The sequence below is a fragment of the Streptomyces sp. Tu 3180 genome (assembly GCF_009852415.1).
Classification (GTDB): domain Bacteria; phylum Actinomycetota; class Actinomycetes; order Streptomycetales; family Streptomycetaceae; genus Streptomyces.
Window position 1 is genome coordinate 4,304,854 of the sequence record NZ_WOXS01000002.1, and the last position, 13,707, is coordinate 4,318,560.

Consider the following 13,707-nt stretch of genomic DNA (forward strand, 5'->3'; position numbering starts at 1 on the left):
TTCACGTACCGACAAGTAGCTACGATGATGCTACCCGCCGGTAATAAGAAGCAACCCCGATCCGGACATCTGTGACCCAGCCCTCCCGCCGGATCAGTAGTCTGTGCGGCATGTACGGCTACGACCAGAACGTTGGGGCACAGCAGGGTTACGTCCCGCCGCAGCAGCAGATGCAGGGCGGGTACGGGCAGCAGGCGCCGCTGTACCCGGAGCCGTCCCCGCCCTCGCTCGCGGACGCGGTGCGCGCGTTCACCACGGGTCAGATGGCCGCCGAGGACTTCCAGCAGGTCTTCGCCACGTCCAAGGTGTACTGCCCGCGCGGCGACAACCCCGGGTTCCTCGCCCTGCACAACACCCAGCAGCCGGTGATCCCGATGTTCACCTCGCTCAAGGAGCTGCGGCGGTACGCGGGCAAGGAGTCCAAGTACTTCGTGATCACCGGCGCCGAGGTGATCGACCTGCTGCCGACCGGCTACGGCTTCGTGCTCGACATGGAGGGCGAGCACCGCATGGTGTTCGACGCGAAGGCCGTGGAGCAGATGGTCGAGTTCGCGATGCGCCGGATGTACGGCTAGGCGCCGGTCGCGCGGACGGCCGATCCGCGTGATGCCCGCACCGAGCCCGGAGGGAATGCCCTCCGGGCTTTCTCTGTTGGGGGTGGCAGAAAGTTCAACGCTCAACTAAAATGGTCGTACACGAGGAGGTACCGACATGCCCGCAGTGACCGTCGAGAACACGTTGACGCTGCCCCGCGTGACCGCGCCGACCGATGCCGTGGCACGTCCCGTGCTCGCCGTCACGACCGCGCCGAGCGGTTTCGAGGGCGAGGGCTTCCCGGTGCGCCGGGCGTTCGCCGGGATCAACTACCGCCATCTCGACCCGTTCATCATGATGGACCAGATGGGTGAGGTGGACTACGCGCCCGGCGAGCCCAAGGGCACCCCCTGGCACCCCCACCGCGGCTTCGAGACCGTCACCTACATCATCGACGGGGCCTTCGACCACCAGGACTCCCACGGCGGCGGCGGGAGCATCACCAACGGCGACACCCAGTGGATGACGGCCGGTTCCGGCCTGCTGCACATCGAGGCGCCGCCGGAGCAGCTCGTCCTGTCCGGCGGGCTCTTCCACGGCCTCCAGCTGTGGGTGAACCTCCCGGCCAAGGACAAGATGATGGCGCCGCGCTACCAGGACATCCGCGGCGGCAGCGTCCAGCTGCTCACCTCCCCCGACGGCGGCGCGCTGCTGCGGGTCATCGCCGGCGAGCTGGACGGCCACCAGGGCCCCGGCATCACGCACACGCCGATCACGATGATCCACGCCACGCTCGCTCCGGGCGCGGAGGTCACGCTCCCCTGGCGCGAGGACTTCAACGGCCTGGCCTACGTCCTGGCCGGACGCGGCACGGTCGGCACCGAGCGCCGTCCGGTCCACCTCGGCCAGACCGCCGTCTTCGGCGCCGGTTCCTCGCTGACCGTCCGCGCGGACGAGAGGCAGGACTCCCACACGCCGGACCTCGAGGTCGTGCTGCTGGGCGGGCAGCCGATCCGGGAGCCGATGGCCCACTACGGTCCGTTCGTGATGAACACCCGCGAGGAGCTCCAGCAGGCGTTCGAGGACTTCCAGAAGGGCCGGCTCGGGACGATCCCGGCGGTGCACGGGATGTCCGAGGGCGGCCTGTAGCCCCGCGTCCCCGTCGGCACCACGCCGGACGAGCCCCGTCCCCGGCCGGACGGGGCCCGTCCGCGTGCGTGCGGCCGCGTCCGGACCGGGAGCGGGCCCGCCGCCGGTGACGACGGCGCGTGAGGACCGCCCGGACCCGGCGGTGATCCCGGCCGCGGGCCGGTCGCTCAGCCGGGCCCGGCGCCGTCGGGCCGGGCGCCGTCGGGTCCGGTCTCGTCCGTCTCGTACAGCTCGAACCAGATGCTCTTGCCCTCGCCGCGGGGATCGACCCCCCAGGCGTGGGCCAGGAGCTCGATCAGGACCAGGCCGCGGCCGGAGGACGCCAGCTCACCCGGTCTGCGCTTGTGCGGGAGGTCGTCACCGGCGTCGGTGACCTCGATGCGCATCCGGCGGCGGCTCCCCCCGCCGGTGACCTCGGCCAGCAGCAGGGCGTCGGTGTCGGTGTGCACGAGGACGTTGGTGAGCATCTCCGACAGCAGCAGCACCGCCGAGTCCACCTGGTCCGGCGACGACCAGTCGTGCAGCAGCTCGCGCAGTTGCTGCCGGGCCACCGCGACCCGTTCGGGCTCGGCCTGTGCCACCGTCAGCATCGTGCGGCGCACCAGCGGACGTACCGTGTCGGTCTCCGCGCCGCAGCCGCACCCCTCGCCCTGCCGGCACAGCAGCAGCATGGCGATGTCGTCCTCGCGGCGGTCGGCCAGCGGGCCGGTGGTGTGGTGCGAGGAGGGGCCGTGCACCCCCTGCACCAGGGCGTCGGCCAATTCCTCCAGGGTGCCCCGGTGCCCTTCGAGGATGCCGCGCAGCCGCTGCCGGCCGGTGTCCGTGTCGTGGCCGCCGGTCTCGATCAGACCGTCCGTGCAGGCCAGCAGGGTCTCGCCGGATTCCAGGATCAGCCGGGTGGTGGGGTAGTCGGCGTCCGGGTCGATGCCCAGCGGCAGTCCGCCCGCCGTCGGCCGGGTCAGCACCGTCGCGTCGGGCATGCGGATCATCGGTTCCGGGTGCCCGGCGCGGGCGACCTCCAGGACCCCGGTCACGGGGTCGACCTCGATGTACAGACAGGTGGCGAAGCGCAGCTCGGCGGGGTCCGCCCCGCCGAGTCCGTGCAGGAAGCGGGAGGCGCGGGAGAGCACGGCGTCGGGGCGGTGCCCCTCGGACGCGTACGCCCGCAGGGCTATCCGCAGCTGGCCCATCAGCCCGGCCGCCCGTACGTCATGGCCCTGGACGTCCCCGATGACCAGCGCGAACCGCTCGCTCGGCAGCGGGATCACGTCGTACCAGTCGCCGCCGACCTGGAGCCCGCCGCCGGTGGGGACGTAGCGGGCGGCGACGTTCATGCCCGGGATGCGCTGCGGACCGAGGTTGGGCAGCATCGAGCGCTGCAGCCCGTCGGTCAGCGCCCGCTCGGTCTCGGCCGTGCCCGCCCGGGACAGCGCCTGGGCCAGCATGCGGGCCACGGTGGTCAGCACGGAGCGCTCGTCGGGGGTGAAGGCCACCGGGTAGGCGAAGCCCGCCATCCACGCGCCCATCGGGCGCCCGGCCACGGTCAGCGGCAGGAACGCCCAGGACCGGCGGCCGAAGCGCTGGGCGAGCGGCCAGGTGAGCGGGTAGCGCAGCCGGTACTGCTCCGGGGAGGAGATGTAGACCGCGCGGCCCGTCCGTACCACCTCGGCGGCCGGATAGTCCGTGTCCAGCGGCATGTAGGTGAAGGGGCCCTCGTCGCCGGGCTCCTGCCCGTGGTGGCCGATGATCGTGAGCCGGTCGCCCTCCACGCCGAAGACGGCCAGCCCGTCCGGGGAGAAACCCGGCATCGACAGATTGGCGGCGACCCGCAGCACCTCCTGCGTCGACCGCGCCTCGGCCAGTGCCCGGCCCGCGTCCAGCAGGAACGCCTCCCGCGACCGCCGCCAGTCGCCGGTGACCGCACGGCGTCCGGCGGGCGTCCCCGGGGCGGGCTCGGTGACCTCCTGAAGGATGCCGGTCAGCACGTAGGCCTTGCGGGCGCGGTCGAAGACGGGCTTGGAGCGGCTGCGCACCACCCGGACGATCCGGTTCTGGTCGTCCATGATCCGGATCCGCACCTCGGCGAGGGTGCCCTCGGCGACGGCGAGCTGGACGACCCCGGTGATCTCGTTCCAGTCGACGGGGTGCAGACGGGCCCGGACCTGGGCCTCCGTGAGGGTGGTTCGTTCGGCGGGCAGTCCGAGCAGCTCCGCCGCCACGGCGTCGACCGTGACCATCCCGGCCGCGGTGTCCCAGTGCCACAGACCGGTGTCGAGAACGGCGAGGACGTCCTCCAGGGAGGGCAAGGGCTCAGCGATGTGCATTGCCCTACTTTAGGAAGATGGTGCCGAAAGGTGCTACTGAAGTCGCACGCGCGCTCGAGCGGGAATGACGGGGAAGTGATCGCGGGTCGGCCGGTAGGCTTGGGGGAGTTTCACGTGAAACGAAGACCCCGATCCGCGAAGACTGGATGAACGACGATGCATCGGTACAGGTCCCACACCTGCGGCGAGCTCCGCGCCTCTGACGTCGGCACCGACGTCCGGCTGAGTGGCTGGCTGCACAATCGGCGCGACCTGGGCGGCATCCTCTTCATCGATCTGCGCGACCACTACGGCATCACGCAGCTCGTGGCCCGCCCGGGCACGGAGGCGTACGAGGCGCTGGACAAGCTGTCCAAGGAGACGGTGGTCCGCGTCGACGGCAAGGTCGTCTCGCGTGGCGCGGAGAACGTCAACCCCGAGCTGCCGACCGGTGAGGTCGAGGTCGAGGTCGGCACGGTGGAGGTGCTGGGCGCCGCCGCCCCGCTCCCCTTCACGATCAACACCGAGGACGGTGTCAACGAGGAGCGGCGCCTGGAGTACCGCTTCCTGGATCTGCGCCGCGAGCGCATGCACCGCAACATCATGCTGCGTACGCAGGTCATCTCGGCGATCCGCCAGAAGATGACGGCGCTGGGCTTCAACGAGATGACGACGCCGATCCTGAGCGCCACCTCCCCCGAGGGCGCCCGCGACTTCGTGGTCCCCTCGCGCCTCAACCCGGGCAAGTTCTACGCGCTGCCGCAGGCGCCGCAGCAGTTCAAGCAGCTGCTGATGATCTCCGGCTTCGACCGCTACTTCCAGATCGCGCCCTGCTTCCGTGACGAGGACGCCCGCGCGGACCGTTCGCCGGGCGAGTTCTACCAGCTCGACGTGGAGATGTCCTTCGTCGAGCAGGAGGACGTCTTCCAGCCGATCGAGAAGCTGATGACCGAGCTGTTCGAGGAGTTCGGCAACGGCCGTCACGTGACGTCCCCGTTCCCGCGGATCCCGTTCCGCGAGGCGATGCTGAAGTACGGCTCCGACAAGCCGGACCTGCGCGCCAAGCTGGAGCTCGTCGACATCACCGACGTCTTCGAGGGCTCGGAGTTCAAGGCGTTCGCCGGCAAGCACGTGCGCGCGCTTCCGGTGCCGGACGTCTCCGGCCAGCCCCGCAAGTTCTTCGACCAGCTCGGCGACTTCGCGGTCTCCCAGGGCGCGAAGGGCCTGGCATGGGTGCGGGTCGGCGAGGACGGCTCGCTGACCGGCCCGATCGCGAAGTTCCTGACGGAGGAGAACGTCGCGGAACTGACCAAGCGGCTCTCCCTGGCCCCCGGGCACGCGGTGTTCTTCGGCGCGGGCGAGTTCGACGAGGTCTCGAAGATCATGGGCGCGGTGCGGGTGGAGGCCGCCAAGCGGGCCGGGCAGTTCGAGGAGAACGTCTTCCGCTTCTGCTGGATCGTCGACTTCCCGATGTACGAGAAGGACGAGGAGACCGGCACGATCGACTTCTCGCACAACCCCTTCTCGATGCCGCAGGGCGGCCTGGAGGCTCTGCAGACCCAGGACCCGCTGGACATCCTGGGCTGGCAGTACGACATCGTCTGCAACGGTGTCGAGCTGTCCTCCGGCGCCATCCGGAACCACGAGCCGGAGATCATGCTCAAGGCCTTCGAGATCGCGGGCTACGACCGCGAGACGGTCGAGGAGAAGTTCGCCGGCATGCTCCGCGCGTTCCGCTTCGGCGCCCCGCCGCACGGCGGCATCGCGCCCGGCGTCGACCGCATCGTCATGCTGCTCGCCGACGAGCCGAACATCCGCGAGACCATCGCCTTCCCGCTCAACGGCAATGCCCAGGACCTGATGATGGGCGCGCCGACGGAGCTGGACGAGGCCCGCCTGAAGGAACTCCACCTGACGGTGCGCAAGCCGCAGCCGAAGTAACCCCGGCAGCAGCGGAGGGGCCCGGAACCGACCACATCGGTTCCGGGCCCCTCGCCGTGTGCGGGCCTAGGAAGCCGGGCTCTCCTCGGTGAAGAGGTCCTCCGCCCGCTCCACCGTGCCGGACCGGTCGAGCCAGTCGTTGAGGCGGTCGAGGTCGGTGCAGGTGGTGATGCGTTCGCGGACGTCGTCGGAGATCGCGAGTCCGCGCACCTCCAGAACCCGGAGAATTCCCTTGGCCTCGCCTCTGGCTTCGCCCTCGGCCTTGCCTTCGAGGTACTTCTCCTCGAACAGCGTCCTGTACCCAGGGAAATGGGTGATGACGTTCTGCATCAGCTTTCTCCGGTTCTCCTTGCCCGGAGTGTCCTCCAGGCCGACTTCCCCCACCTCGAACCAGTAGTTCGTGGCGCTCGGCGTGCTTCGCGTGCAGGTACGCGATGTAGTACGCCCAGCTCTTCGCCTTGTCCGGGTCCTTCTTCGTCTGGGCCTCCACCGCCAGGACGAAGTGTTCTCCCATCTCGGGCTCGAACCTGAGCACCGTGTCCGCGCGGCGCTCGACCGGCCGGATCTCGGTGGCGTCGGGGGAGAGCTCGCGGAAGTCCGGCTTCGAGGGCGGCGGCAGGCCCAGTGCCTCGAAGACGGGGGCGAGGGCCTCCGGATGCTCCTGGAAGAGCCGGTGGGAGGCCTCGTGTGTCGCTGTGACCATGAGCGCAAACCACGGCGCTCATGGTCAGTGCATCCGGCACATGCGGGTCATTCATCCGTTCGAGGATGGGAGAAACGTTCCCGCCGACCGGGGGCGTTGGGTCAGCGCGCCACGAACTGGGTGAGGATGGCCTGGACCTCGTAGATGTCGACGCCCTTGGTGAAGGTCTTCTGGAGCGGGGTCGGGGAGCCCGAGATCCAGATCTTCAGCTCGGCGTCGAGGTCGAAGGTGCCGGCGGTCTCCACCGCGAAGTGGGTGATGCTGCGGTACGGGACGGAGTGGTACTCCACCTTCTTGCCGGTGATGCCCTGCTTGTCGACCAGGATCAGGCGGCGGTCGGTGAACAGGATGGTGTCGCGGATCAGCAGGAACGCGGCGTGCACCTGCTCGCCGTGGCCCAGCAGACGGGCGTAGTCCTGCTGCGCCTGCGCCGGGTCGACGGTGTGCGCGTTGCCGAAGAGTGCCATGGATGAAACCCCCCACGTGAGTGGCGGCGGCCGGACGGCCGCCTTCACGTGATCTTCGCAAAACGAGGGGCCCGGGAGAAGGCTCCACCGCTTCCCGGGCCCCTGCTGTTGCGAGCGCGTTACGCGGTCGGCTTCTCCTCGAGACGCGGGAACAGGACCGCGCCCTTGGTGACCGTCGAGCCGGCGGGCAGCCGGCCCCAGGTGCCGGCCTCCTGGACCCTCTGGTCCGCGAGGGCGCCGAGGGAGGCCTCCGCCCCGAGGGAGTCCCAGAGCTTCCGGGAGGTCTCCGGCATGACCGGGTTCAGCAGGACCGCCACCGCGCGGAGCGACTCCGCCGCCGTGTAGAGGATCGTCGCGAGGCGGGCCCGGCCCTCGTCGGACGTGTCCTTCGCGACCTTCCAGGGCTCCTGCTCGGTGATGTAGCCGTTGACCTGCTTGACGAAGTCGAAGACGGCCAGGATGCCCCCCTGGAAGTCCAGCTCGTCGCCGATCTTCCGGTCCGCCTCCGCGACCGCCTTCGCCAGGCCGTCGTGGATCGCCTTCTCGGCCTCGCCGTCGGCCGTCGACGCCGGCAGCTCGCCGCCGAAGTACTTGCCGACCATCGCCGCCACGCGGGAGGCGAGGTTGCCGTAGTCGTTGGCCAGCTCGCTGGTGTAGCGGGCGGAGAAGTCCTCCCAGGAGAAGGAGCCGTCCTGGCCGAAGGCGATGGCCCGCAGGAAGTACCAGCGGTACGCGTCCACGCCGAAGTGCGAGGTCAGGTCCTGCGGCTTGATGCCGGTCAGGTTGGACTTGCTCATCTTCTCGCCGCCGACCATCAGCCAGCCGTTCGCGGCGATCTTCCCGGGCAGGGGGAGACCCTGCGCCATCAGCATCGCCGGCCAGATGATCGCGTGGAAGCGGAGGATGTCCTTGCCGACCAGGTGGACGTCGGCCGGGAAGGTCGCCCCGAACTTCTCCGGGTTCTCGTTGTAGCCGACCGCCGTGGCGTAGTTCAGCAGCGCGTCGACCCACACGTAGATCACGTGCTTGTCGTCCCACGGGACCGGCACGCCCCAGTCGAACGTCGAGCGGGAGATGGAGAGGTCCTGCAGGCCCTGGCGGACGAAGTTCACGACCTCGTTGCGCGCGGACTCGGGCTGGATGAAGCCCGGGTTGGCCTCGTAGTGGGCGAGCAGCTTGTCGCCGTACTCGCTCAGCTTGAAGAAGTAGTTCTCCTCGCTGAGGATCTCCACCGGCTTCTTGTGGATCGGGCACAGCTTCTGGCCCGCGTACTCGCCCTCGCCGTCGAGCAGCTCGCCGGGGAGCTTGTACTCCTCGCAGCCCACGCAGTACGGGCCCTCGTAGCTGCTCTTGTAGATCTCGCCCTTGTCGTAGAGATCCTGGACGAACTCCTGGACGCGGTCGGTGTGCCGCTTCTGCGTGGTGCGGATGAAGTCGTCGTTCGCGATGTCGAGGTGCTCCCAGAGGGGCTTCCAGGACTCGGTGACGAGCTTGTCGGCCCAGGCCTGGGGGGTGACCCCGTTGGCCTCGGCCGTGCGCATGATCTTCTGACCGTGCTCGTCCGTGCCGGTGAGGTACCACACCTTCTCGCCGCGCTGACGGTGCCAGCGGGTGAGCACGTCGCCTGCGACGGTCGTATAGGCGTGGCCCAGGTGAGGAGCGTCGTTGACGTAGTAGATGGGGGTCGAGACGTAGTACGCCTTCGCCCCCTGCTTCTCGGATCCAGTGGCCGCCATGGTCGAAATCCTACTGGCCGCGGGGAGATCGACTCACACGCGTTTCGGGGGGTGGACGAGAGGGCTCCGGTTCCCTGCCTCGTCCACCCCCCCGGGGGTGTCGCGTGCTCCTCCGTGTGTGCCGCGCGTGTCCCTACGGGCGCCAGGACGCCAGGACGGCCTCGTAGAGCTCCTTGTCGGTGAGCTCCTTCGGGGTCTCACCGGCGAGGAAGTGGGCCGTGTTGGGGGTCTTGAGCTTGCGGAGGTAGTCGAAGGCCTTGTTCTCCGGGTCACCGAAGGCGACGAAGGAGAAGAAGACCGCGGGGTGGGTCTCGGCGGCCCCGGTGAGGGCCTGGGTGGCCGGGGTCTTCGCGTCGGGGGCGCCGTCCGTCTGGAAGATCACCAGGGCGGGGGTGCCGGGGGCCGCCTTGTCGTGGAGGGCCAGGACCTCCGCCACGGCCGCGTGGTAGCTCGTACGGCCCATGCGGCCCAGGGAGGCGTGCAGGGTGTCGATCTTGTTCTCGTGGTCGGTGAGGGTGAGCTCACCGGTGCCGTCGAGCTCGGTGGAGAAGAAGACGACCTTGACCGCGGCCTCGGGGTCGAGGTGGGCGGCGAGGGCGAGCGTCTGCTCGGCGAGGGCCTGTGCGGAGCCGTCCTTGTAGTACGGGCGCATGGAGGCGGAGCGGTCGAGCACGAGGTAGACCTTGGCCCGGGTGCCGGTGAGGCCCTGCTTGTCGAGGGCGCCGGCGGCGGCCCCGTAGGCGGTGGCGAGGGCGGGGGCGGCGGAACGGATCCGCTCCGCGGGGGTGGCGGGTCCGGAGGTTTCGGCCGCACCGTCGCTTTCGCCGTCGTCTTCGCCTTCGGTGTCGCTTTCGGCGGGGGCGGCTTCGGGCTCGGGCTCGGGCTCGGGCTCGGGCTCGGGGTCGGCCTCGGCTTCGGCCTCGGGCTCGGCCTCGGGGGCGGGCTCGATCTCGGCTGCCGGTTCCGGGGCGGGTTCCGCCTCGGGCTCGGGCTGCGGTTCCGCCTCGGCCTCGACCTCGGGCTCCGCCTCGACCTCGGCTTCCGGCTCCACCTCGGGCTGGGTCTCGGCCTCGGGCTCGGGCTGGGCTTCCGCTTCGGGCTCGGGCTGGGCTTCGGGTTCGGCTTCCGCCTCGGGTTCCGGCTTCGCGGCGGCCTCGGGCGCGGCCTTCGTCTCCGGCTCGGGGGCGGGCTCGGGCTTCGGCTCCGCAGTCGTCTCCGCGGCTGCGGCCGGTGCCTCGGTTTCGGGTTCGCTCACGGGCTCGGGCTGTGCCTCGGGCTCCGCCTCGACCTCGGCTTCCGGCTTCGCCTCGGCCTGCGGTTCCGCCTCGGCCTCGACCTCGGGCTTCGGGTTCGTCTCGGCTTCCGACTCCGCCTCGGGCTGGGCTTCCGCTTCGGGCTCGGGCTGGGCTTCGGGTTCGGCTTCCGCCTCGGGTTCCGGCTTCGCGGCGGCCTCGGGCTCGGCCTTCGTCTCCGGCTCGGGGGCGGGCTCGGTCTCCGGCTCGGGCTTCGGCTCCGCAGTCGTCTCCGCGGCTGCGGCCGGTGCCTCGGTTTCGGGTTCGCTCACGGGCTCGGGCTGTGCCTCGGGCTCCGCCTCGACCTCGGCTTCCGGCTTCGCCTCGGCCTGCGGTTCCGCCTCGGCCTCGACCTCGGGCTTCGGGTTCGTCTCGGCTTCCGACTCCGCCTCGGGCTGGGCTTCCGCTTCGGGCTCGGGCTGGGCTTCGGGTTCGGCTTCCGCCTCGGGTTCCGGCTTCGCGGCGGCCTCGGGCTCGGCCTTCGTCTCCGGCTCGGGGGCGGGCTCGGTCTCCGGCTCGGGCTTCGGCTCCGCAGTCGTCCCGGCTTCCGGCTTCACCTCGGGCTCGGGGGCGACCTCGCCCTCGGGTTCCACCTCGGATGCCGGCTGGGCCTCGGCCTCGGGCGCGGGGGTGACCTCGGCCTCGGGCTCGGCCTTCGTCTCCGGCTGGACCTCGGCCTCGGGCTCGGGTTCCGCCTCGGCTTCCGGTGCGGGCTTCGCCTCCGGGGTCGCCTCCGGTGCCGTCTCCGGCTCCGCGGTGGTGGCCGGTGCTTCGGCGGCCGTGGCGGTGCTCTCCGGCTCCGTCGGCTCCGCCGCGGCCGGTGCCTCCGCGGTGGGGGCCGCCGGGGCCGGGTGGTCGTCCGATCGGGTGGGCCTCGGCACCGACACGTTGTCGAAGGCCGCCGCGACGAGGTCGTGCTCCTCGCGGGGTTCCGGGACGGAGGCCGTGCGGGACGGCGGGGTGGGTTCGGAGGACGGGGACGGCAGCTTCGGGGCCGCGGGTGTGCCGGCGGCGGGCTCCGGGGCCGGCTCGGGCGACGCCGGGGCGGCCGGCTCGGGCGACGCCGAGGTGGCCGGGGCGGCCGCACCCTCCGCCTCGGCGGCCTGCGCCGCACCCTCCGCTTCGGCGGCCCTCGCTTTGCGTGACCGTCCGAACGCGTTCCGCAGGAGAGTGAGAATGCCCATGTGCGCAACCCTTCGCGTGAGTTGATGCCCGTCAATCCCTGGCCAGGACGGACACGTAAGGTTAGCGGCCCTCGTGGGCGATCTTGGGCAGGGTCGGGGGTCCGCCGCCGTGCCTGTCAAGGGCGGCATCCGGCCTGCCGACGGGGCGGGGCGGCCGGCCCGCGCAACTCCCTTAGCGCCGCCGCGGCTTCACCTTCCGTTCACCCGGGTGTCCGGCTACCGCACATATGTGCTCCTACGGTCGCGCTGACTACCACGGGCACCCAAGGAGAGAAGACGTGCGCAAGCTGCTGCCGTTGATCGGAACGCCGTCCGGATCGCACCCCGGCGGCCGGTCCGCCATGACCTGTCGTTTCCGGTGTGGTGACGCCTGCTTCCACGAGGTGCCCAACACCAGCTCCAACGAGTACGTCGGTGACGTCATCGCCGGCGCCCTCAGCCGCCGGTCCATGATGCGGGCCGCCGCCGTCGTCACGGTCGCCGCGGCCGGTGCCGGCGCGGTCGGCGTCGCGGGCGCGCCCGAGGCGCAGGCGGCCCCCGCCGCCAAGGGCGGTCCCCGCAAACCCGAGGGTGCCCGCGGGCTGCGGTTCACGCCCGTCGCGCCCAACACCGCCGACGCCGTCACCGTGCCGGAGGGCTACCGGCAGGACGTGGTCATCCGCTGGGGCGAGCCCATCCTGCGCGGCGCGCCGGCCTTCGACCCGGAGAAGCAGACCGCCAAGGCGCAGGCCGGTCAGTTCGGGTACAACTGCGACTTCCTGGCGCTGCTCCCGCTCCGCGGCGAGCACGGCCGGCAGCTGCTCGTCGCCAACCACGAGTACACCGACGAGATCCTCATGTTCCGGGACTACGACCCGGAGAACCCCACCCGGGAGCAGGTGGAGATCGCCTGGGCCGCGCACGGCCTGGCGGTGGTCGCGGTGGAGGAGGACCGTCGCGGCGGGAACCTGACGCCCGTCACCCGGCACCACCTCAACCGGCGTCTGACCGCCACCTCCGAGTTCCGGCTCACCGGGCCCGTCGCCGGGTCCGACCTGGTGAAGACCTCCGCCGACCCGAGCGGCACCAAGGTGCTCGGCACCCTCAACAACTGCTCCGGCGGCACCACCCCGTGGGGCACCACGCTGCACGGCGAGGAGAACTTCAACCAGTACTTCGCGAACAGCAGCCGCGCCACCGACAAGCGGTACGGGATCGGCACCGGCGCCACCGAGCGCAAGTGGGAGCGTTTCGACAAGCGGTTCGACGTCGCCCAGGAGCCGAACGAGGTGCACCGGTTCGGGTACGTCGTCGAGCTCGACCCGTACGACCCGGACTCCACCCCGCGCAAGCACACCGCGCTCGGCCGGTTCAAGCACGAGGCCGCGACCGTGCGGCTGACGCACGACGGGCGGCCGGTCGTGTACTCCGGTGACGACGAGCGCTTCGACTACTTCTACAAGTTCGTCAGCAGCAAGCGGATGCGGCACGGCGACAGCCGCTCGGCGCGCGAGCACAACCTGACGCTGCTCGACGAGGGCACGCTGTACGTCGCCAAGCTCACCGGCGACTCCCCGGCCATCGAGATCGACGGCACCGGCAAGCTCCCGAAGGACGGCGAGTTCGACGGCAGCGGCGAGTGGATCCCGCTGGCCACCGCCACCGCCGACGGCGCCGTCTCGCACGTCGAGGGCATGACCGCCGAGGAGGTCTTCGTCTTCACGCGGCTGGCCGGCGACAAGGTGGGCGCCACCAAGATGGACCGCCCCGAGGACATCGAGCCCAACCCGGTCACCGGCAAGGTGTACGTCGCGCTCACCAACAACTCCAACCGCGGCAAGGCCGGTTACGCCGCCGCCGACGAGGCCAACCCGCGCAACGCCAACAAGCACGGCCACGTGCTGGAGCTGACCGAGCGCTGGAACCGGCCGGAGAGCACCCGCTTCGCCTGGTCGCTGTTCCTGGTCGCGGGCGACCCGGAGGACCCGGCGACCTACTTCGCCGGCTTCCCGAAGGAGTCCGTCAGCCCGATCTCCTGCCCGGACAACGTCGCCTTCGACGACCACGGCAACCTGTGGATCTCCACCGACGGCAGCGCCCTCGGCTCCCACGACGGCCTCTTCGGCGTCGCCACGCGCGGGGACCGGCGCGGTGAGCTGAAGCAGTTCCTGACCGTGCCGAACGGTGCGGAGACCTGCGGTCCGATCATCCAGGACCGGCGCGTCCTGGTCGCCGTGCAGCACCCGGGCGAGGTCGACGGCGCGTCGGTGGAGAAGCCGGCCAGCACCTGGCCCGACGGTCCCGGCAGCTACGTCCGTCCCGCCGTGGTCGCGGTGTGGCGTGCGGACGGGCGGGACATCGGCGTCTGACGCCCGGGCGTCACGGCGCCGCGGCGCCGTGACGTTCCCGCGCCCCGTGC

Annotated in this window: 9 protein-coding genes; 4 read left to right on the forward strand and 5 right to left on the reverse strand. The window is 71.0% G+C overall.

Going from position 1 to position 13,707, the window contains the following annotated elements:
- Window positions 1-110 precede the first annotated feature (110 nt).
- Both GL259_RS20295 and GL259_RS20300 read left to right on the forward strand, forming a co-directional pair.
- Window positions 111-575, forward strand: coding sequence for an SseB family protein (locus GL259_RS20295; protein WP_159534791.1), 465 nt, complete (start codon window positions 111-113; stop codon window positions 573-575).
- Window positions 576-711: 136 nt separating this feature from the next.
- On the forward strand, window positions 712-1,683 hold the full coding sequence (locus tag GL259_RS20300) for a pirin family protein (protein ID WP_159534792.1): 972 nt from the start codon (window positions 712-714) through the stop codon (window positions 1,681-1,683).
- A 167-nt stretch (window positions 1,684-1,850) separates the two neighbouring features.
- On the opposite strand, the gene GL259_RS20305 is transcribed toward GL259_RS20300, so the two are convergent.
- The gene (locus GL259_RS20305) at window positions 1,851-4,007 is read right to left on the reverse strand and encodes a SpoIIE family protein phosphatase (RefSeq protein WP_159534793.1); all 2,157 of its coding nucleotides are present in this window, start codon (window positions 4,005-4,007) and stop codon (window positions 1,851-1,853) included.
- Window positions 4,008-4,163: 156 nt separating this feature from the next.
- Between GL259_RS20305 and aspS the strand changes: the two genes are divergently transcribed.
- A complete protein-coding gene (gene aspS / locus GL259_RS20310; protein WP_159534794.1) occupies window positions 4,164-5,927 on the forward strand; it encodes an aspartate--tRNA ligase in 1,764 nt (587 codons plus the stop codon).
- Between the two features lie 66 nt (window positions 5,928-5,993).
- Here the strand turns inward: aspS and GL259_RS39530 are convergent, their stop codons facing one another.
- The 4 genes from GL259_RS39530 to GL259_RS20330 form a co-directional block, all read right to left on the reverse strand.
- Window positions 5,994-6,311 (reverse strand): hypothetical protein, encoded by a 318-nt coding sequence (locus GL259_RS39530; RefSeq protein WP_347814620.1) that lies wholly within the window; start codon window positions 6,309-6,311, stop codon window positions 5,994-5,996.
- Window positions 6,312-6,731: 420 nt separating this feature from the next.
- Window positions 6,732-7,097, reverse strand: a complete 366-nt coding sequence (locus tag GL259_RS20320; RefSeq protein ID WP_159534795.1) for a PH domain-containing protein — start codon at window positions 7,095-7,097, stop codon at window positions 6,732-6,734.
- Between the two features lie 119 nt (window positions 7,098-7,216).
- The gene (gene metG, locus GL259_RS20325; RefSeq protein ID WP_159534796.1) at window positions 7,217-8,833 is read right to left on the reverse strand and encodes a methionine--tRNA ligase; all 1,617 of its coding nucleotides are present in this window, start codon (window positions 8,831-8,833) and stop codon (window positions 7,217-7,219) included.
- Between the two features lie 133 nt (window positions 8,834-8,966).
- Window positions 8,967-11,309 (reverse strand): VWA domain-containing protein, encoded by a 2,343-nt coding sequence (locus GL259_RS20330; protein ID WP_159534797.1) that lies wholly within the window; start codon window positions 11,307-11,309, stop codon window positions 8,967-8,969.
- Between the two features lie 278 nt (window positions 11,310-11,587).
- Here GL259_RS20330 and GL259_RS20335 point away from each other — a divergent pair, with 278 nt between their 5' ends.
- Entirely contained in the window at window positions 11,588-13,657 is a 2,070-nt protein-coding gene (locus GL259_RS20335; protein WP_159534798.1) for a PhoX family protein, read from the forward strand.
- The last annotated feature ends 50 nt before the right edge of the window (window positions 13,658-13,707 follow it).

Excerpts from the sequence above, each read along its gene's own strand:
- GL259_RS20295 (WP_159534791.1), top strand. The coding sequence starts at position 111 with ATGTACGGCTACGACCAGAACGTTGGGGCACAGCAGGGTTACGTCCCG.
- aspS (WP_159534794.1), top strand. The coding sequence starts at position 4,164 with ATGCATCGGTACAGGTCCCACACCTGCGGCGAGCTCCGCGCCTCTGAC.
- GL259_RS20320 (WP_159534795.1), bottom strand. The coding sequence starts at position 7,097 with ATGGCACTCTTCGGCAACGCGCACACCGTCGACCCGGCGCAGGCGCAG.
- GL259_RS20330 (WP_159534797.1), bottom strand. The coding sequence starts at position 11,309 with ATGGGCATTCTCACTCTCCTGCGGAACGCGTTCGGACGGTCACGCAAA.
- GL259_RS20300 (WP_159534792.1), top strand. The coding sequence starts at position 712 with ATGCCCGCAGTGACCGTCGAGAACACGTTGACGCTGCCCCGCGTGACC.
- GL259_RS20305 (WP_159534793.1), bottom strand. The coding sequence starts at position 4,007 with ATGCACATCGCTGAGCCCTTGCCCTCCCTGGAGGACGTCCTCGCCGTT.
- metG (WP_159534796.1), bottom strand. The coding sequence starts at position 8,833 with ATGGCGGCCACTGGATCCGAGAAGCAGGGGGCGAAGGCGTACTACGTC.